At 56.6% G+C, this 17,191-nt stretch carries 15 protein-coding genes; 12 read left to right on the plus strand and 3 right to left on the minus strand.

What is annotated here, in order from left to right:
* The first annotated feature begins 16 nt into the window (after positions 1-16).
* The gene (locus C8D90_RS10795; RefSeq protein WP_115458450.1) at positions 17-934 is read left to right on the plus strand and encodes an SPFH domain-containing protein; all 918 of its coding nucleotides are present in this window, start codon (positions 17-19) and stop codon (positions 932-934) included.
* Positions 934-1,392 (plus strand): NfeD family protein, encoded by a 459-nt coding sequence (locus tag C8D90_RS10800; protein WP_230473001.1) that lies wholly within the window; start codon positions 934-936, stop codon positions 1,390-1,392. The genes C8D90_RS10795 and C8D90_RS10800 overlap by 1 nt, the downstream gene beginning before the upstream one ends.
* 5 nt (positions 1,393-1,397) lie before the next feature.
* On the opposite strand, the gene cueR is transcribed toward C8D90_RS10800, so the two are convergent.
* Positions 1,398-1,799, minus strand: a complete 402-nt coding sequence (cueR, locus tag C8D90_RS10805) for a Cu(I)-responsive transcriptional regulator (RefSeq protein ID WP_115458451.1) — start codon at positions 1,797-1,799, stop codon at positions 1,398-1,400.
* A gap of 182 nt (positions 1,800-1,981) precedes the next feature.
* The gene (locus C8D90_RS10810; RefSeq protein WP_115458452.1) at positions 1,982-3,157 is read right to left on the minus strand and encodes an Ig-like domain-containing protein; all 1,176 of its coding nucleotides are present in this window, start codon (positions 3,155-3,157) and stop codon (positions 1,982-1,984) included.
* Between the two features lie 681 nt (positions 3,158-3,838).
* Here C8D90_RS10810 and C8D90_RS10815 point away from each other — a divergent pair.
* The 6 genes from C8D90_RS10815 to ybaK all read left to right on the plus strand — a co-directional run bounded on the left by C8D90_RS10815 (position 3,839) and on the right by ybaK (position 10,349).
* Positions 3,839-4,318 (plus strand): Hcp family type VI secretion system effector, encoded by a 480-nt coding sequence (locus tag C8D90_RS10815; protein ID WP_115458453.1) that lies wholly within the window; start codon positions 3,839-3,841, stop codon positions 4,316-4,318.
* A 2-nt stretch (positions 4,319-4,320) separates the two neighbouring features.
* Positions 4,321-5,004: a hypothetical protein gene (locus C8D90_RS10820; RefSeq protein WP_115458454.1), complete on the plus strand. Its 684-nt coding sequence runs from the start codon at positions 4,321-4,323 to the stop codon at positions 5,002-5,004.
* Between the two features lies 1 nt (position 5,005).
* Positions 5,006-5,392, plus strand: a complete 387-nt coding sequence (locus C8D90_RS10825; protein ID WP_115458455.1) for a hypothetical protein — start codon at positions 5,006-5,008, stop codon at positions 5,390-5,392.
* A gap of 294 nt (positions 5,393-5,686) precedes the next feature.
* Positions 5,687-8,617 carry a copper-exporting P-type ATPase CopA gene (gene copA, locus C8D90_RS10830; RefSeq protein ID WP_115458456.1) on the plus strand — a complete coding sequence of 977 codons (2,931 nt, stop codon included), beginning with the start codon at positions 5,687-5,689 and terminating at the stop codon, positions 8,615-8,617.
* Positions 8,618-8,774: 157 nt separating this feature from the next.
* On the plus strand, positions 8,775-9,587 hold the full coding sequence (locus C8D90_RS10835) for a TraB/GumN family protein (protein WP_115458457.1): 813 nt from the start codon (positions 8,775-8,777) through the stop codon (positions 9,585-9,587).
* A 282-nt stretch (positions 9,588-9,869) separates the two neighbouring features.
* Positions 9,870-10,349, plus strand: a complete 480-nt coding sequence (gene ybaK / locus C8D90_RS10840) for a Cys-tRNA(Pro)/Cys-tRNA(Cys) deacylase YbaK (protein WP_115458458.1) — start codon at positions 9,870-9,872, stop codon at positions 10,347-10,349.
* A gap of 20 nt (positions 10,350-10,369) precedes the next feature.
* On the opposite strand, the gene ushA is transcribed toward ybaK, so the two are convergent.
* Positions 10,370-12,022 carry a bifunctional UDP-sugar hydrolase/5'-nucleotidase UshA gene (ushA, locus tag C8D90_RS10845; protein WP_115458459.1) on the minus strand — a complete coding sequence of 551 codons (1,653 nt, stop codon included), beginning with the start codon at positions 12,020-12,022 and terminating at the stop codon, positions 10,370-10,372.
* Between the two features lie 285 nt (positions 12,023-12,307).
* Here ushA and C8D90_RS10850 point away from each other — a divergent pair, with 285 nt between their 5' ends.
* The 4 genes from C8D90_RS10850 (at position 12,308) to ybaL (ending at position 17,170) form a co-directional block, all read left to right on the plus strand.
* A complete protein-coding gene (locus tag C8D90_RS10850) occupies positions 12,308-13,036 on the plus strand; it encodes a HipA family kinase (RefSeq protein ID WP_115458460.1) in 729 nt (242 codons plus the stop codon).
* The gene (locus C8D90_RS10855; RefSeq protein WP_115458461.1) at positions 13,033-13,872 is read left to right on the plus strand and encodes a DUF3037 domain-containing protein; all 840 of its coding nucleotides are present in this window, start codon (positions 13,033-13,035) and stop codon (positions 13,870-13,872) included. Before C8D90_RS10850 ends, C8D90_RS10855 begins: the two co-directional genes overlap by 4 nt.
* Before the next feature lie 169 nt (positions 13,873-14,041).
* Complete coding sequence (locus C8D90_RS10860; protein WP_115458462.1) at positions 14,042-15,253, plus strand: MFS transporter; 1,212 nt, start codon at positions 14,042-14,044, stop codon at positions 15,251-15,253.
* Between the two features lie 228 nt (positions 15,254-15,481).
* Positions 15,482-17,170, plus strand: a complete 1,689-nt coding sequence (gene ybaL, locus C8D90_RS10865) for a YbaL family putative K(+) efflux transporter (protein ID WP_115458463.1) — start codon at positions 15,482-15,484, stop codon at positions 17,168-17,170.
* Positions 17,171-17,191 lie beyond the last annotated feature (21 nt).

Raw genomic sequence — 17,191 nt, forward strand, 5'->3', positions numbered from 1 at the left:
AACAGGAGGTTACCCGATGTATACCGTTATCCCCGTCATGGTGGTTGTCGCACTGATCATCGTTTATGCCGGGATCAAGATTGTTCCCCAGGGTTTTCAATGGACCGTTGAACGTTTCGGACGCTATACCCGCACCCTGATGCCCGGCCTGAACATTGTGATTCCGTTCATGGATCGCGTCGGCCGCAAGATCAACATGATGGAACAGGTGCTGGACGTTCCCTCCCAGGAAGTCATCTCTAAAGATAACGCCAACGTCACCATCGACGCCGTGTGCTTTATTCAGGTGGTCGATGCCGCGCGCGCGGCCTATGAGGTCAGCAACCTGGAGGTCGCGATCCTGAATCTGACCATGACCAACATCCGTACCGTACTGGGCGCGATGGAGCTGGACGAAATGCTGTCCCAGCGCGATCACATCAACGGCCGCCTGTTGCGCATCGTCGATGAGGCCACCAATCCGTGGGGCATTAAGGTCACCCGTATCGAAATCCGCGACGTGCGCCCGCCGCAGGAGCTGATCTCCGCGATGAACGCACAGATGAAGGCCGAACGTACCAAGCGTGCCGACATTCTGGAAGCGGAAGGCGTGCGTCAGGCCGCCATCCTGCGCGCAGAAGGGGAAAAGCAGTCGCAAATCCTGAAGGCGGAAGGTGAGCGTCAGTCGGCGTTTCTGGAAGCTGAAGCGCGCGAACGTGCCGCGGAAGCGGAAGCGCGGGCCACCCAAATGGTTTCCGACGCCATCGCGGGCGGTAACATTCAGGCCATCAACTACTTCGTGGCGCAGAAATACACCGACGCCCTGCAAAACATAGGTTCCGCGAACAACAGCAAGGTGATTATGATGCCGCTGGATGCCAGCAACCTGATCGGCGCCATCGGCGGCGTTGCCGAGCTGCTGAAAGAAACGGGTAACGCAAAAGGCCAATCCTGATGATCATTGCCCTGATTACGGAAAATCCGCACAGCTTCTGGCTTTCCCTCGGCGGCGTGCTGTTGGTCGCCGAGCTGCTGGGCGCGGGCGGATACCTGCTGTGGAGCGGCATTTCCGCCCTGCTGGTAGGGCTGCTGAGCTGGATATTCCCGATGTCATGGGAGTGGCGCTGCATGCTGTTCGCCGTGCTGACCATCGTTACCGCCGTGATATGGTGGTACTGGCTGCGCCGCCGTCAGCAACAGCCGGACAGCCGCGGCGACGAGCATCTGAACCAGCGCAGCCGCCAGCTTATCGGCAGGAGAGCGACGCTCAACGCGCCGATAGAAAACGGCAGCGGGCGCATCGAACTGGGCGACGGCAGTTGGCGCGTGCAGTGCGATCAGGATTTGCCCGCCGGCACGCATGTGGAGATCACCGACGTTCAGGGCATTACGCTGATCGTCAAAGCGGTTTAACGCCGTTAACGGTGATGGCAGCACCCCGCCAGCGTATTGATGATGGGGCAATCGGCGCTGTCATCGCCGGGACATTCCTCCGCCAGCGCCAACAGGCGTTGGCGCATCGCCTGCAATTCCTGAATATGCCGCTCGATATCCGCTACCTTTTGCAGCGTACGCTGCTTCACGTCGGCGCTGTGACGTGACGGATCGTGAAACAGCGCCAGCAGTTCACGGCATTCGTCGAGCGTAAACCCTACCTGGCGCGCCTGACGCAGCAGCGTTAACTCTTCAACGTGCTTGTCGCCGTAGAAGCGGTAGCCGTTATCGCTGCGCCCCGGCGCCGTCACCAGCCCCTTTTCTTCATAGAAACGAATAGCTTTGCTGGTTAATCCGGTCTTTTTGGCGATTTCGCTGATATTCATGGCGTTCCTCGTTTAGCAATGGCTGAGGCCGGTCTGTATCTTACGAAGATTTGTCTTATACGGATAGCCCTGTAGGACGGATACCGCCGGGGCGGAATAAGGCGCTCTCCCGTCATGCAGATAAAAAATAAGGCCTTCCCGCCAGGGGAAAACCTTATTTCTGCCGTGCCGGAGAGCGGGCTTTACATCACGGTCGGATCGCTTTGCAACAGATCGGCCAGTCCGGCGTGCATATCCGCCAGCGTCGCAGCCGGCGCGAGGCCGTATTGCGCTTCCTGAGCGCCGTATTCCTGCCCGGTGGTATTGCCCTCGACGGCGTAATCCGGCGTATTTCCGTCATCCTCCGGGAAGAACGCGGCCAGCGTATCGTCACCCGCCACCAGCAACTCGCTCAGCGCCCCTGGCGCACCGACGTCGTCCGGTTGCGGCTCCGCGGCGGCGGTGTCGATCGTGATAGTGATCGGATCCGAAGGATCGCTGGCGTTACCGGAGGCGTCCCGGGCGATAACGGTGAACGCGTGCTCGCCGTCGCTGAGGGCGTTATCAGGCGTAAACGTCCAGTTTCCGTCCTGATCCGCCACAACGGAGCCAAGCGCATTGCCGTTGTCGTAGATCGTCAGGGTATTACCCGCTTCGCTTTGCCCGCTGAATACCGGGCGCGCCTCATCCGTGACGTCGCCGTTCGCGAGCGTTCCCGTCTGCGCGCCCGTATTGTCCTGAACGTCGCCGATGGCAGGCTGCTCCGGCGGCGTGCTGCTTACGGCCTCGCTGCTGTTTCCGTTACCACCGGCGTCGCTGTTACCCTCATTGTGGCTGATACTGCTGTCGTCATCGTCGCTGTCAGAGGCGGCAATCGCGATACCGGCTATCGCCCCCAGTCCGCCCAGAATGCCGAACATCGTATAGCCGACGCCGCTGGAAGAGGTGGATGCCTCGCTGCCGGAAGAGAGGGTGGCATCACTGCCGGAACCCAGCGGGGTTCCGCCCAGGAACACGGCCGTGCTGTCGCCGTCGGCTCCCAGATAGCCGGTTTCGTAAGCCGCGCTGCCGGTCAGCGGAGCGTAAGCATAGATCTGCCCGTCCGCTCCCATGCCCGTCAGGGACGGCGGAACGGCAGAGCCGTTAAAGTAATCTTCAATAATGATGCTGGGCCGGGCGTCTCCCTGCTGAATCACATGCAGCTCCGAACCCGCCCGCTTCAGCACAACGTTTTCCGGCGCGAAGTTATCATCAACGCCTTTCAGTAAATATTTGTTCCCCTGAACGAGCTTAACCCGCACCGCTTTGTCGGCATCCGCCGTTAAAAGCTGAACTTTTCCCGCCGCGCCGTTAACGGCCAGAACAATTTTTTTTCCCATGAGATAACTCCAGCATCATGCCATATACCCTGCCTGGTCCGTTTTCAGAATAACTTTGTACAATAACGTCTTCGGAAGAACTTCTCAGAATAAGAACAGAATAGAGCGTACATTTTTATTAAACGCGAAGGGTAACAAATAATTAGCCGGCTCTCATTCAGCATAGTCTTATACAAAATTAAAAAATATTTGTGCTTGGTTTTGTAAAAATTACGATATATTCGGCCAATAAAGTTAGCGCAGGCATCCAATGGTTTTTATTAATAAAGCATTTATAGACTAAACAAGTATCCCTGCGGCTACTCCGCTTTGAACATTTGAACAAGCCTGTCAGTCCCGCCCTGCAACCGACTTTGTCAGCGCCGCTGCGCCATGCTCTTTTTTCATCTTTTGCTGGCGCAGGGTATCAGGCCTTTTGCGCTGCTATACAAACATCGACCGGTGGCAAAACGGGCAACAGTGCTGACACACTCCCCCCGGTACAGTATCAGTATGGCAGTCAGCTTGCAGGTATGGTTTCTGTCACGCGTTGCGTGATTTTTTCTGCTTCAGACGTCATGTAATATTGGTATCTGGCAACGGTTCAGATCGCCCTTAGTCTATTTTATTGTGAGAATCGTCACTTAAGCTTATCTTATGGAAAACTATAATGACGCCTTCATCAGGAGAAGGAGGATAAAAATGGCCAATCTTATTTATATGAAAATCGAAGGAAAGAAGCAGGGCTTAATTTCTGCTGGTTGTGGAACCTTCGACTCTATAGGAAATCGATATCAGAAAGCACACTCTGATTACATATTAATATACTCTGCGAACCACAACATAACCAGAGAGCAAAATGCTAATCATCATCCCTTTACAGTAGTTAAACCTATTGATAAATCATCACCTCTTCTCGGTGCCGCAATTTCTGACAATGAAGAATTAGATATTCAGTTAGAACTTTACCAAACAGCCCCATCAGGAGGCCAAGAGAAGTATTATACAATAAATCTTTCCGGGGCAACATTATGTGGTATAAACATTAATTATCCCCACTCTTTAACACATGAGGATCGTCAACCAGAAGAAATAGTGTCAATTAATTATAAAAGTATAACATGGACTCATAATAAGGCCGGTACGTCAGCCTATAGTATTGATAATGAAAGAGTATATTAACCATGTCTTCGCGAAGAGATATTACAGGGCCAGATCAGGTAATAGATATAAATGAATTCATTAAATATGGTCTTGTGTATACAGATAACTTAGGATGGATAGACTTAGGGCATGCAAATCCCGAGGGTGCATTGTCATTGTGGAGACAAATGATTAACCCTCACTATACGGAAGGAGATTTCTTTCGTGTGGCATACAGGCAATCTATGTCCAGAAAACTGATTCGAGGGTTCGGTCTTACCAAACTAACAACTTCAGTATCTAAAGAGTATTATGTAAAAAGAGGGTTACATATTGATCAATTGATGGGGATTGCCTATGCAATATTTCTAAACACGTCATATGATTTTGAATCACTGCAAAATCGTTTTCCGTTTAACATGATTACTGATAGCGGATTTAGTGTTGAGGATTTGATCTCTAATATTATTGGATTTCATTCTGCTGTGCATAGTACAAATTACTTAGAAAAATTAAAAATAAAAGAATCAAGCTATGCGTTTAAAATATGGGATTTCTATGGCCCTGTAGGTGGTTATAAAAACAATGAATTAAAGCCGATGTTATTTCCCGACCCCGAAGATGATACGGTACCTCACGAGCCATATAAAATACCGTTACCTGACTTTCTAAGCCGCATTAAACCTATATCAGACAAACGATTTGTTAGGGAGATATTTTATTAAAATGACCATTAAAAGATTAGTATTGAGCATTTTAAGCGCGGTTACCATCGCGTTATTCTGCTCCTATATTTTTTTGTTACAAGAGGGAGAGTATAAAGAGGATAACCGGCTAAAATACCATCTGATAACGCCTTCCGTTATCGCTAATGTTCCAAGAGTAACTCATAGTTATTTTTTCTCCTACACGCCAGATGATAACTATGGCTATGAAAGATATGCTATTTATTTTGAACATGTGGAAGACTATCAGCAAGCAATCGATACTCTGAATAATTACGTCATAAATCAAAGAGAAAAACTGGACACAGAAGTGAACGATCTCACCGTAACGGCCTATAACGACAAAACAAAACTGACTGTCACATTGCTTGAGTACACAAACCGTTAGGAAGACGATTTTAACATTTCCCCATAATTTCCGGAATTTTAACCCAGGCTTACATCATGTATGGCCTCCTTTCGTTCGTTGTCAGCCTGAGAGAGTCCGGCCAACATAAATATCAAAGTAAGTATTTATTATTATCAGCTGATTATGCTACTTCAGGTATAGACCTGGCGAAGCCAAAAATAATTGCTTGACCTTCCCCTTGCTGGAAAGTTTAAGCTTCCCTTCAATCGATAACAGATACGGCGCAATCCCGGCATTACCGGGCTGCGTCTCCTGAACGAAGAGGGAATCATCATGTCACATACCACCCTGCTCGCACTGCAAGGTTTGTCCTGCATGAACTGTGCGAAAAAGGTCAAAACCGCGCTGGAAGCGCGTGACGATGTGCAAGACGCACAGGTAAGCGTTCACTACGCCAAAGTCACCGGCGCCGCAGACGCTGAGCAACTGATCCAAAGCGTGCAGGACGCCGGTTATCAGGCCACGCCCGCCGGTGCGGCGGATACCGTGCTGGCCCTGGAGGGGCTGAGCTGCGGCCATTGCGTCGCCAGCGTCACCAAAGCGCTTGCGGCGGTTCCCGGTGTGGAAATCGCCGACGTCAGCCAAACCCAGGCCAACGTTTATGGTAACGCCGATGCGCAGGCGCTGATCGACGCCGTGGTTCAGGCCGGGTATCAGGCCAGCCTCCCCGCCGCCGGCAACGTTGAGCTGGCGCTTGAAGGGCTGAGCTGCGGACACTGCGTCGCTAGCGTCAGCAAGGCGCTGCAGCAGGTTGAGGGCGTCGAAAAAGCCGACGTCACACAGGATCATGCCACCATCGTCGGTAATGCGGCGGCAACGGCGCTGATCGCCGCCGTCGAAGCAGCCGGGTATCACGCCGCGCTGGCGGGAGAAACCGCGCACCCAAAAACTGAGCCGCTGACAGCACCTGTGTCACCTGCACTGCCGGAATCCCTGGCAGCGGCGAATTCTCCGGCAACCGAAACGGCAGCAACTGCCGCCGCCGATGATGATGACAGTACGCAGCTTTTGCTGGAAGGCATGAGCTGCGCCAGCTGCGTGTTAAAAGTGCAGAAGGCGCTGCAAGGGGTGCCCGGCGTGACGCAGGCCAGAGTCAACCTGGCGGAGCGCAGCGCGCTGGTCACCGGCCGCGGCGATCCGCAGGCGCTGATTCAGGCGGTCGAAAAGGCGGGGTACGGCGCGGAAATCATTCAGGATGAAGCAAAACGCCGCGCCCGCCAGCACGAAAGCGCTGAGAAATCGGTACGCAGATTCCGCTGGCAGGCCATCCTTGGCCTGGCGCTGGGGATCCCGCTGATGTTGTGGGGGCTGCTGGGCGGTTCCATGATGCTGACGCCGGAAACCCGGATGCCCTGGCTGGCGGTGGGCATCGTCACGCTGGCGGTTATGGTGCTGGCGGGCGGGCATTTTTACCGCAGCGCCTGGCGCAGCCTGATGAACCGCAGCGCCACCATGGACACGCTGGTTGCCCTGGGCACCGGCGCCGCCTGGTTGTATTCCATCAGCGTTACGCTCTGGCCCGACGTATTCCCCGAACAGGCGCGCCACCTTTATTATGAAGCCAGCGCCATGATCATCGGTTTGATCAACCTGGGGCATGCGATGGAGGCCCGCGCCCGCCAGCGTTCGTCGAAAGCGCTGGAACGCCTGCTGGATCTCACGCCGCCCACCGCCCGCGTCGTCACGCCCGGCGGGGAGAAAGAGATCCCGCTGGCGGAAGTCCAACTGGGTATGACGCTGCGCCTGACCACCGGCGATCGGGTGCCGGTAGACGGCGAAATCGTCTCCGGTGAAGTCTGGATGGATGAGGCCATGCTCACCGGCGAGCCGATTCCGCAGCAAAAATCCGCCGGCGAGCGCATTCACGCCGGTACGGTGGCGCAGGATGGCAGCGTGCTGTTCCGCGCCGACGCCATCGGCACGCAGACCACGCTGGCGCGCATCATCAAGCTGGTGCGCCAGGCGCAGAGCAGTAAGCCGGAGATCGGCCAGCTGGCCGACCGTATTTCCGCCGTGTTCGTACCGGCGGTGGTGGCGATTGCCGTCATCAGCGGCTTAATCTGGTATTTCTTCGGGCCGCAGCCTCAGTTGGTGTATACGCTGGTGGTGGCGACCACGGTGTTGATCATCGCCTGCCCCTGTGCGCTGGGGCTGGCGACGCCGATGTCGATCATTTCCGGGGTCGGCCGCGCCGCCGAGCTGGGCGTGCTGGTGCGCGACGCCGATGCCCTGCAACGGGCCAGCGAACTGGACACGCTGGTGTTCGACAAAACCGGGACACTGACCGAGGGGCAGCCGAAAGTTGTGGCGATCCACACCTTCGGCGGCGTCAGCGAAAGCGATGCGCTGCGCTGGGCCGCCGCGCTGGAGACAGGTTCCAACCACCCGCTGGCGCGCGCGGTGCTGGAAAAGGCGCAGAACATCATCGCCCCGGCGGTCAGCGGATTCCGTACGCTTAAAGGGCTGGGCGTCAGCGGCGAGTGCGAGGGACATACCCTGCTGTTGGGTAATGACACCTTTCTGAAACAGCAGAACATCGATCTGAGCGAAGCCGGCGATCTGTTGCAGCAGCAGGCGCAGTCCGGCGTGACGCCGGTTCTGCTGGCGGTGGACGGCAAAGCGGCGGCGCTGCTATCCATCCGCGATCCGCTGCGTGAAGACAGCGTGTCCGCGCTGAAACGTATGCATAACCTGGGGTACCGGCTGGTGATGCTGACCGGCGACAACCCGGTGACCGCCAACGCCATCGCCAAAGAAGCCGGTATCGACCGGGTAATTGCCGGCGTCTTGCCGGAAGGTAAAGCGGACGCTATTCGCCGGTTGCAGTCTCAGGGCCATAAGGTCGCCATGGTCGGCGACGGCATCAACGATGCGCCGGCGCTGGCGCAGGCGGATGTTGGTATCGCGATGGGCGGCGGCAGCGACATCGCCATCGAAACCGCCGCGATTACCCTGATGCGCCACAGCCTGCACGGCGTGGCTGACGCGGTGGAGCTTTCAGTCGCCACCCTGCGCAACATGAAACAGAACCTGCTGGGCGCCTTTATCTACAACTCGCTGGGTATCCCGGTGGCGGCGGGCGTGCTGTATCCGTTGACCGGCACACTGCTCAGCCCGGTGATCGCCGGCGCGGCAATGGCGCTTTCGTCAATTACCGTGGTCAGCAACGCCAACCGGTTATTGCGGTTTAAACCGAAAAGCTAACGCCGTTATACGCGGCAAAACAGGGAGCGGCCCATGCCGTTCCCTGTTTTATTTTCGGGTGGTGAACGCCTTGAATCTTCTCCGTTTCTTACATTTTTACCTTTGCTATCCCCGCCACCGCCGCGTAGCATGATTAAAAACGTTCCCGGACCTGTACATGCTAAAACATCTCCGCCGACTGGGCGCATTACTGGGATTTATTCCGGCTAAAGCGCCTGCTTATCCCGCCATCGATTTGGCCCTGCCGCGCGGGCCGCGCCTGCATTTGGTCGGCAGCATTCACATGGGCTCGCCGGAGATGGCTCCCCTGCCCGCCGCACTGACCGAACGTCTGAGCCGGGCAGATGCGTTGATCGTCGAAGCCGACATTACCTGCGCCGCTTCCCCCTTCGAGATGACCCAGGATGCCGTTTCCCTGCGTGAAGTTCTGAACGATGATGAATGGGAGCAGCTCTGCCAGCGCGGCGCCGAAACCGGGATTGCGCCCGAAAATATCGACGGCTTCGCCCCCTGGCGCGCGGCGCTGATGTTACAGGCCCAGCAGGCCCATCAGTTGGGGCTGCGTCCGGACTATGGCATTGATTATCAGATGCTGCGTCAGGCACATCAGCAAGGGCTAAAGATTATTGAGCTGGAAGGCGCGGCAACCCAAATGGCGCTGCTGGAAAATCTGCCGGAAGGCGGGATCGCGCTGTTGCGCGATACGCTGACCCACTGGCATACCAACGCCCGGCTGCTACAGACCATGCTGGGCTGGTGGCTTTCGCCCGGCGCGGAACAGGAAAAAATCGCGCTGCCGGCGACGTTCAGCGCCGGTCTGTATCAGATATTGATGGAGCACAGAAATCAGCAATGGCGCGATATTTTATGCGCCCTGCCGCAGGGGAATTACGTGGTCGCGGTCGGCGCGCTGCACCTCTTCGGCACCGATAACCTGCCTGAACTGTTGTTGAATCAGGGGGCCGGATAATCATGCCGCCCGTCAGCGCTGAACGCCGCGCAAAAAAATGACCAATATCGCTATTGGTCAGTCAAAGAGGAATTCATTGATTATCGTTATTGCTACAGTACGATAAATCGCAGTAGCTGATGTATAGGGTAACAACCGCACCGTCAGGGGGCAACAGGTATTACTTTCATCACTGTTAACATTTTACCTGACTGCCGCTACCCTATTCATAATACATATCAACTTTCGCCCCTTTAGCGGAATAAATGGGGCAGAGGACGGAAAACAGCGAGACTATCTGATATGACACCGGCGGTAAAACTACTGGAAAAGCAAAAAATTACGTTCAATCTTCATGCTTATCAACATGATAGCAACGAAACTAATTTCGGTGACGAAGCCGTTCGGAAATTGGGGCTGGACGCCGATCGGGTATACAAAACACTGCTGGTTTCCCTGAACGGCGACGGAAAGAACCTGGGAGTCGCCGTGACGCCGGTCTCTTTTCAGCTGGATTTAAAGAAAGTGGCAAAAGCATTTTCGGCCAAAAAAGCCGAGATGGCCGATCCCCAGATAGCACAAAAAGTAACTGGCTATCTGGTCGGCGGCATCAGCCCGCTGGGGCAGAAAAAACGCCTGCCGACGGTTATCGACGCCGGGGCGCAATCTTTTCCCACTATTTATATTTCCGGCGGCAAGCGCGGGCTGGATCTCGAACTGGCGCCCGGCGACCTGAGCCACTTGCTCAACGCCGCGTTTGCCGAAATCGCCAAACGCGACTGAACGCGCCGCCGGGCGCTGACTCAGCGGTAGACGATCTCGCCCTGCGGCGCGTAGTCTGCCGCTTTCACCGGAGAGTGCGTTTCAATAAATTGCTTCAATACCTCGGCGTCAATAAAGCCGGTATTTACATAGCCCGGTAAGCCGGTGATGACAGGGTAGTCATCGCCGCCGCTGGCGTTAAAGCTGAGCGTCGCCATGCGATACATCTTGTCCTTGCGCAACGGTTCGCCTTTGATCCGGATATCGCTGACCCCGTTGCCGTCCGCCGTCAGGCTGACATTGGCAAACTGAGCATAAGCGCCGGAGTCGGTTTTCTTGTTGGCAACCACGCGCAGGTAATCAGCGACCTGTTCGCCACGCATGTCCGCATACACCACAATATTGCCGAACGGTTGTACCTTTAGGACGTCCTTGTAGCTGATATCCCCCGGTTCGATGGAATCACGTACCCCGCCGCCGCTCATCACGGCGAAGTCGGCCTTGGTACGTTCCATTTGTGCCGTCAGAATCATTCGCGCCAGATTGGTTTGCCCGAAGCGGACTTTATTACGGTCGCCCTCCAGACGCGCGTCAACGCTGCCGATCTTCACGTCCAGCCGCGCCTTGCCCTGATTTTCGAACGGCGTCAGCAGCTTGAGCATCGCAGGATCTTCGGCGATTTCACGCGTGTAGTTGACGCGCTCGGAGGTGCCGTCTTCCTTCGTGACCTTCTTCTTCAGGTTCACCGGAATCAGCTGGTAGTGACGCAGGGTCAGTTCCCCGTTGCGGAAGGTAAAATCAGCGCGGCCAACGTACTTGCCCCACTCATGGGCCTGCACGATCCAGGTGCCGTTCTGGCGGTCCGGGGCGCAGGGCGTGCCGGGCACATAGTTTTGCTGACGTTTGTTCTCCGCCGCCATACACACCGGGTTTTGCGAGTGCCCGCCAACGATCATATCCAGATACCCTGCGGGCAGGCTGCGCGCCATCTCGACGTCGCCGGGCGCGTTGGAGCCGTGGTCGCCGTTTTCGTAGTGCCCCATGTGGGTAGCAGCGATAATCACATCCGGCTTCTCGTCCTTACGCAGTTGCTCCACCAGCGTTTTGGCCTCTGCCGCCGGGTTGCGGAACTCAATGCCGTTCAGGTACTCCGGGTTGCCGATTTTCGCCGTGTCATCGGTCGTCAGGCCAATCACCGCAATGCGCACGCCCTGCCGGTCGAACATGGCGTAAGGCTTGAACAGGCGCTGCTGCGTGCCCTGCTGGTAGATGTTGGCGGAGAGCAGCGGAAAGGTCGCCCACTTTTCCTGCTGGCGCAGCACGGAGAGCGGATTGTCGAACTCATGGTTGCCGATAGCCATCGCGTCGTACCCCACCAGATTCATGCCGCGAAAATCAGGCTCGGCGTCCTGCAGGTCGGACTCCGGTACGCCGGTGTTGATATCCCCGCCGGACAACAGCAGTACACTGCCGCCCTGCGCCGCCACTTCCCGGCGGATGTCGTCCACCAGCGTTTTCTGCGCGGCCAGCCCGTACTCGCCGTAGTCGTTCCGCCAGAAATGACCGTGGTGGTCATTGGTATGCAGAATGGTGAGGTTATAGGTCTTGTCTTTTTCCCACGCCGCCGCCCCGCCGGACAGCAGCGCCAGAGACAACGCCACGGCGCAGGCCGTGTATTTCACGCGTAATGTCATCGGGATTCCTCTGAGTTCATCATTGATTAGGTATACTTCGCATTATCGACGGGCAATCATAACACCCTCTTTTTCACCGCAATGGCGCAAGATGCGAAAAAACCGTGAAAATAGAAACGGAGAGTTTGATATTCCTCACCGTAATGGGTTTATCCGCTTATCTTCTTCAGATAATCGGCGGATAAACGTAGAATACGGGTCATCCATCAGGATTAATCTTGCGCCTGACAAATGTTATCGTGATGGCACGCCTATCAACTTACCAAAAGGAAGCGGGAATTTCTGATGCCTGGCACCAATGAAACCCTCAGCGTAGTTGAAATCATCCGCAATATTCCCGGCGACACCACCGAGCCTTTACTCTGCAAATGCAGCGATGGCCGCCGCTATGTCGTGAAAGGTTATGCCGGAACGTCCTGTGAGGAACTCATCGCGGAGTGGGTGGCCGCCAACCTGGCGAAACGCTTCGGCCTGTCCGTTCCTCCGTTTCACATCGTCGCCGTTCCCGATGCGCTGACGGCCTTCATGCCGCAGTGGCGTTACAGCCTGCAACAGGACGAGGCGTTCGCGTCGCTGTACATTGAAAACAGCGCGCCCCTCAGCCAGCCGCAGGCGCATGAGGCCGTGAATACGCAAAGCCAGAAGCTGATCTACCTTTTCGATCGCTGGATCAACCATACCGACCGTACCTTCGCCGGCCGCAGCGCTAACATGATTTATGATTTCAGCAGCGGCAGGTACTACCTGGTCGGCCACGATCGGGCATTTTCGCTGCCCGGAGAACAGGCTGAGCATGGCCCGCACGTCTATGCGCCCGGCGAAAGAACCTGGGATTTCGATCTGGTGGACCGCAACGAAGGCGAGCAGCGCGTCGCCATGGTCATCAACGCGCTAGATGAGATCCTCGCCGGCATTCCCGCCGCCTGGTCAACCGGCCACGAGGCGTTTATCGGGCAAGTCCGGCGCGTGCTGATGCGCGCCGATGATAATGAATTCTGGAGCTCGCTTTCATGAAAACTCCCTGCCTGTACAGCATCCTGCGCTACGCCCCGAATACGGATACCGGGGAGTTCGTCAACGCGGGCGTGGTGATATGCGCCCCCCAGCAGCGCCTGTTCCTGTTTATGCTCGCCAAGAAAAACGATTCGCGCATTAATACCTTTTTCAGCAATGACCCGCTCTTTCCCGCCGTCAAAGCCGTGACGGAAAACACGCTGAAGCAGGCGCAGCGACATATCCGCACGCTGGCCGGGCCGGAAGCCATCGGTGACTTTTTCCGCTCGCTGACCGCACTGCGTGAGTCGGTGCTGTCCTACAGCCCGGTCGGCGTGGTGATGAGCGACGATCCGCAGGAGGCGCTGAAAACCCTGTTTACCCGCTGCGTCAGCCGCCCCACCGTCGCCAAGGTGCGCCGGGAGGAGGAGCTGAACCGGGCGTTACGCGAGACGTTTCAGGAGCATGACGATCTGAGCGGCGTTTTCCACCCGGATACGCTCGGCAAAGAGCTGACCCGCTTTAGCGTTCCCTTCGTCGCCCGTATCGACCATGAAATTCTGTGCGTAATCAAACCGCTGACGTTCCTGCGTAAAACGCCGGCGCGGATGATTGAACACTGTGACAAGTGGGTAACCAAGATCACCCGCGCCGCGGAAGAAAAAATTCTGCGTCCGGGCAACGTGCTTTTGCCGCTTGAGCTGCCGGCCAATCCGACGCCGGGCGAGAACAAAGCCATTGTCGCGATACGCAAAACGTTTGAGAGGCATTATCTGACGTATACCCGCCATAACGACGCTGACCATATCGTTTCGTTCGCCCGGCGCGCCATGCTGGCCGCCAAGCCCTATATTTGACCCGCAGCCGGCGCGCCAGGGCGCCGGCCGAAAATAACCGGATTCCCCGAAACATTCTTGATTCCCCCATTGACCTGCAACGGTAAACTTTGTCATTGTTAGGTTGATAACGACCCCGCCGTCTGTACCTGCCTGGCGGCGCTACACCACTAACACGATAAAAACCACTATGACCGACAGAATCGATCCGGCACCGGTGCCAAAAGCCGTGCCCAAAACTGCCTTTTCTATCCTGGGCGCCATCAGCGTCTCCCATTTGCTCAACGACATGATCCAGTCGCTGATCCTGGCCATTTACCCAATTCTGCGCGGCGAGTTCAACCTCAGTTTCGCCCAGATTGGCCTGATCACGCTGACCTATCAGATGACGGCTTCCATGCTTCAGCCGTTAATCGGCCTGTACACCGACAAGCATCCCAAACCGTACTCTCTGCCCATAGGAATGGGGTTCACCCTGTCGGGCCTGCTGCTGCTCTCCGTCGCCGGCAGCTTCGGCATGGTTCTGCTGGCCGCGGCGCTGGTCGGCACCGGTTCCTCGGTCTTCCATCCGGAATCGTCGCGGGTGGCGCGTATGGCCTCGGGCGGACGTCACGGGCTGGCGCAGTCGCTGTTTCAGGTCGGAGGCAACTTCGGCAGCTCCCTGGGGCCGTTGCTGGCCGCGGCGGTTATCGCGCCGTACGGGCAGGGAAACATCGCCTGGTTCTCGCTCGCCGCGCTGCTGGCTATCGTGGTGCTGCTTCAGGTCAGCAAGTGGTACGGGCAGCAAAACCGTCAGAGCAAGGGGAAATCCGTTGCCAGCGTGGTGCGCCCGCTGCCGCGCAATAAGGTGGTGTTCTCGATTTCCATCCTGCTCATCCTGATTTTCTCCAAATACTTCTATTTGGCGAGCATCAGCAGCTATTACACCTTCTATTTGATCCATAAGTTCGGTGTTTCGGTTCAAAACGCCCAACTTCACTTGTTTGCCTTCCTGTTCGCCGTAGCCGCCGGAACCATAATCGGCGGGCCTCTCGGGGATAAGATCGGCAGGAAATATGTGATTTGGGGCTCAATTCTGGGGGTTGCGCCCTTTACCCTGGCATTACCCTACGCTTCCCTCTATTGGACGGGGATACTGACGGTGATCATCGGCATCATCCTGGCCTCGGCGTTTTCGGCGATCCTGGTATACGCCCAGGAGCTTATCCCCGGCAAAGTCGGCATGGTGTCTGGGTTATTCTTCGGTTTCTCCTTCGGTATGGGAGGGCTGGGCGCTGCCGTTCTGGGCTATGTCGCCGATCAGACCAGCATCGAGCTGGTTTATCAAATCTGCGCGTTTCTGCCGTTACTCGGCATCCTTACCGCATTACTCCCGAATATCGAACATAAACCCGCGCATTAAGCGCGGTTTTCCCTGCTGTAAGACGCGTTACGGCAGGGGAATTTCTCGTTGTATTCCCGCAGGATGCCGCTAAAAATAGAACAAATTCTCATTTATAGCGCTCTCATTCACTTTTTTCACAATTTGCTCAAATTACCCAAGCAGAAATGCCATAAATGCAATAAACTTACTCCATTGCCATGGATTATATTTTTCGTTGGTTCGTTTTTTTAAGGAGAAGAAATACGGATGCCCCACTCTACCCCGCTCATCACTACGATTGTCGGAGGCCTGGTTCTCGCCTTCCTTCTGGGAACGCTGGCTAACCGCCTGCGCATCTCCCCGTTGGTTGGTTATTTGCTCGCAGGCGTTCTGGCCGGCCCGTTTACTCCCGGTTTCGTCGCGGATACGTCCCTGGCGCCTGAACTGGCGGAAATCGGCGTTATCCTTCTGATGTTCGGCGTAGGTCTGCATTTCTCCCTGAAAGATTTAATGGCGGTAAAGAATATCGCCATCCCCGGCGCTATCGCCCAGATTGCGGTGGCGACGCTGCTCGGCATGGGGCTTTCCTGGTTTATGGGCTGGACGCTGGTGACCGGCCTGGTATTCGGCCTGTGTCTCTCCACTGCCAGTACCGTGGTGCTGCTGCGCGCACTGGAAGAGCGCCAGCTTATCGACAGCCAGCGCGGGCAGATCGCCATCGGCTGGCTGATCGTGGAAGACCTGGCGATGGTGCTGACGCTGGTTCTGCTGCCGGCGGTAGGCGGGATCATGGGCGACGGAAACGCCCGGATCGGCGACCTGCTGATTGAGCTTTCCCTGACGCTGGGCAAAGTGGTGGCCTTCATCGCCCTGATGATCGTCGGCGGCCGGCGCGTGGTGCCCTGGATTCTGGCAAGAAGCGCCAGCACCGGTTCCCGTGAACTGTTTACCCTTGCCGTGCTGGCGCTGGCGCTGGGCATCGCCTACGGCGCCGTCGCCATCTTCGGCGTCTCCTTCGCCCTGGGCGCATTCTTCGCCGGCATGGTGCTCAATGAGTCGGAGCTGAGCCACCGCGCCGCTCACGATACCCTGCCGCTGCGCGACGCGTTCGCGGTACTGTTCTTCGTTTCCGTCGGCATGCTGTTCGACCCGACGATCCTGATACGCGAGCCGCTGGCGGTGGTCGCCACGCTGGCTATCATCGTGCTGGGCAAATCCGTCGCCGCCTTCGTGCTGGTGCGCATGTTCGGCCACTCCAAGCGCACCGCGCTGACCATTTCCGCCAGCCTGGCGCAAATCGGCGAATTCGCCTTTATTCTCGCCGGGCTGGGCATCACGCTGGGCATGATGTCCGAACACGGCCGTAACCTGGTGCTGGCTGGCGCCATTCTGTCCATCATGCTTAACCCGCTGGTGTTCGCCTTGCTGGAGCGTTATCTGGAAAGCAGCGAAACCATGGAAGAGCAGATCATGGAAGAGGTGGAAGAGGAAGAGAAGCAAATCCCCGTCGATTTGTGCAACCACGCGCTGCTGGTCGGTTATGGCCGCGTCGGCAGCCTGCTCGGCGCCAAGCTGAACGATGTGGGTATTCCGCTGGTGGTGATTGAGAATTCGCGTACGCGGGTAGAGGCGCTGAGGGAGCAAGGTATCCACGCGGTGCTGGGCAACGCGGCGAATCATGAGGTGATGGACCTGGCGCGCCTGGATTGCGCACGCTGGCTGCTGCTGACCATTCCCAACGGCTATGAAGCCGGTGAGATCGTCGCCTCGGCGCGTGAAAAACGCACCGACATCGAAATCATCGCCCGCGCGCACTACGACGACGAAGTCGCTTATATTTCTGAGCGCGGCGCTAACCAGGTGATAATGGGCGAGCGGGAAATCGCCAACAGCATGCTGAACTTGCTGCACGTCGAGCGCGTTCTGGAAGAAGAACCGCGCGAGTGCCCTATCTGATATTTAAGCGGGACGGTAAGC

The sequence above is a fragment of the Enterobacillus tribolii genome, from assembly GCF_003363015.1.
Lineage (GTDB): Bacteria > Pseudomonadota > Gammaproteobacteria > Enterobacterales > Enterobacteriaceae > Enterobacillus > Enterobacillus tribolii.

Excerpts from the sequence above, each read along its gene's own strand:
- copA (WP_115458456.1), top strand. The coding sequence starts at position 5,687 with ATGTCACATACCACCCTGCTCGCACTGCAAGGTTTGTCCTGCATGAAC.
- C8D90_RS10815 (WP_115458453.1), top strand. The coding sequence starts at position 3,839 with ATGGCCAATCTTATTTATATGAAAATCGAAGGAAAGAAGCAGGGCTTA.
- C8D90_RS10860 (WP_115458462.1), top strand. The coding sequence starts at position 14,042 with ATGACCGACAGAATCGATCCGGCACCGGTGCCAAAAGCCGTGCCCAAA.
- cueR (WP_115458451.1), bottom strand. The coding sequence starts at position 1,799 with ATGAATATCAGCGAAATCGCCAAAAAGACCGGATTAACCAGCAAAGCT.
- C8D90_RS10855 (WP_115458461.1), top strand. The coding sequence starts at position 13,033 with ATGAAAACTCCCTGCCTGTACAGCATCCTGCGCTACGCCCCGAATACG.
- C8D90_RS10795 (WP_115458450.1), top strand. The coding sequence starts at position 17 with ATGTATACCGTTATCCCCGTCATGGTGGTTGTCGCACTGATCATCGTT.
- C8D90_RS10820 (WP_115458454.1), top strand. The coding sequence starts at position 4,321 with ATGTCTTCGCGAAGAGATATTACAGGGCCAGATCAGGTAATAGATATA.
- C8D90_RS10810 (WP_115458452.1), bottom strand. The coding sequence starts at position 3,157 with ATGGGAAAAAAAATTGTTCTGGCCGTTAACGGCGCGGCGGGAAAAGTT.
- ybaK (WP_115458458.1), top strand. The coding sequence starts at position 9,870 with ATGACACCGGCGGTAAAACTACTGGAAAAGCAAAAAATTACGTTCAAT.
- C8D90_RS10850 (WP_115458460.1), top strand. The coding sequence starts at position 12,308 with ATGCCTGGCACCAATGAAACCCTCAGCGTAGTTGAAATCATCCGCAAT.
- ushA (WP_115458459.1), bottom strand. The coding sequence starts at position 12,022 with ATGACATTACGCGTGAAATACACGGCCTGCGCCGTGGCGTTGTCTCTG.
- C8D90_RS10825 (WP_115458455.1), top strand. The coding sequence starts at position 5,006 with ATGACCATTAAAAGATTAGTATTGAGCATTTTAAGCGCGGTTACCATC.
- C8D90_RS10800 (WP_230473001.1), top strand. The coding sequence starts at position 934 with ATGATCATTGCCCTGATTACGGAAAATCCGCACAGCTTCTGGCTTTCC.
- ybaL (WP_115458463.1), top strand. The coding sequence starts at position 15,482 with ATGCCCCACTCTACCCCGCTCATCACTACGATTGTCGGAGGCCTGGTT.
- C8D90_RS10835 (WP_115458457.1), top strand. The coding sequence starts at position 8,775 with ATGCTAAAACATCTCCGCCGACTGGGCGCATTACTGGGATTTATTCCG.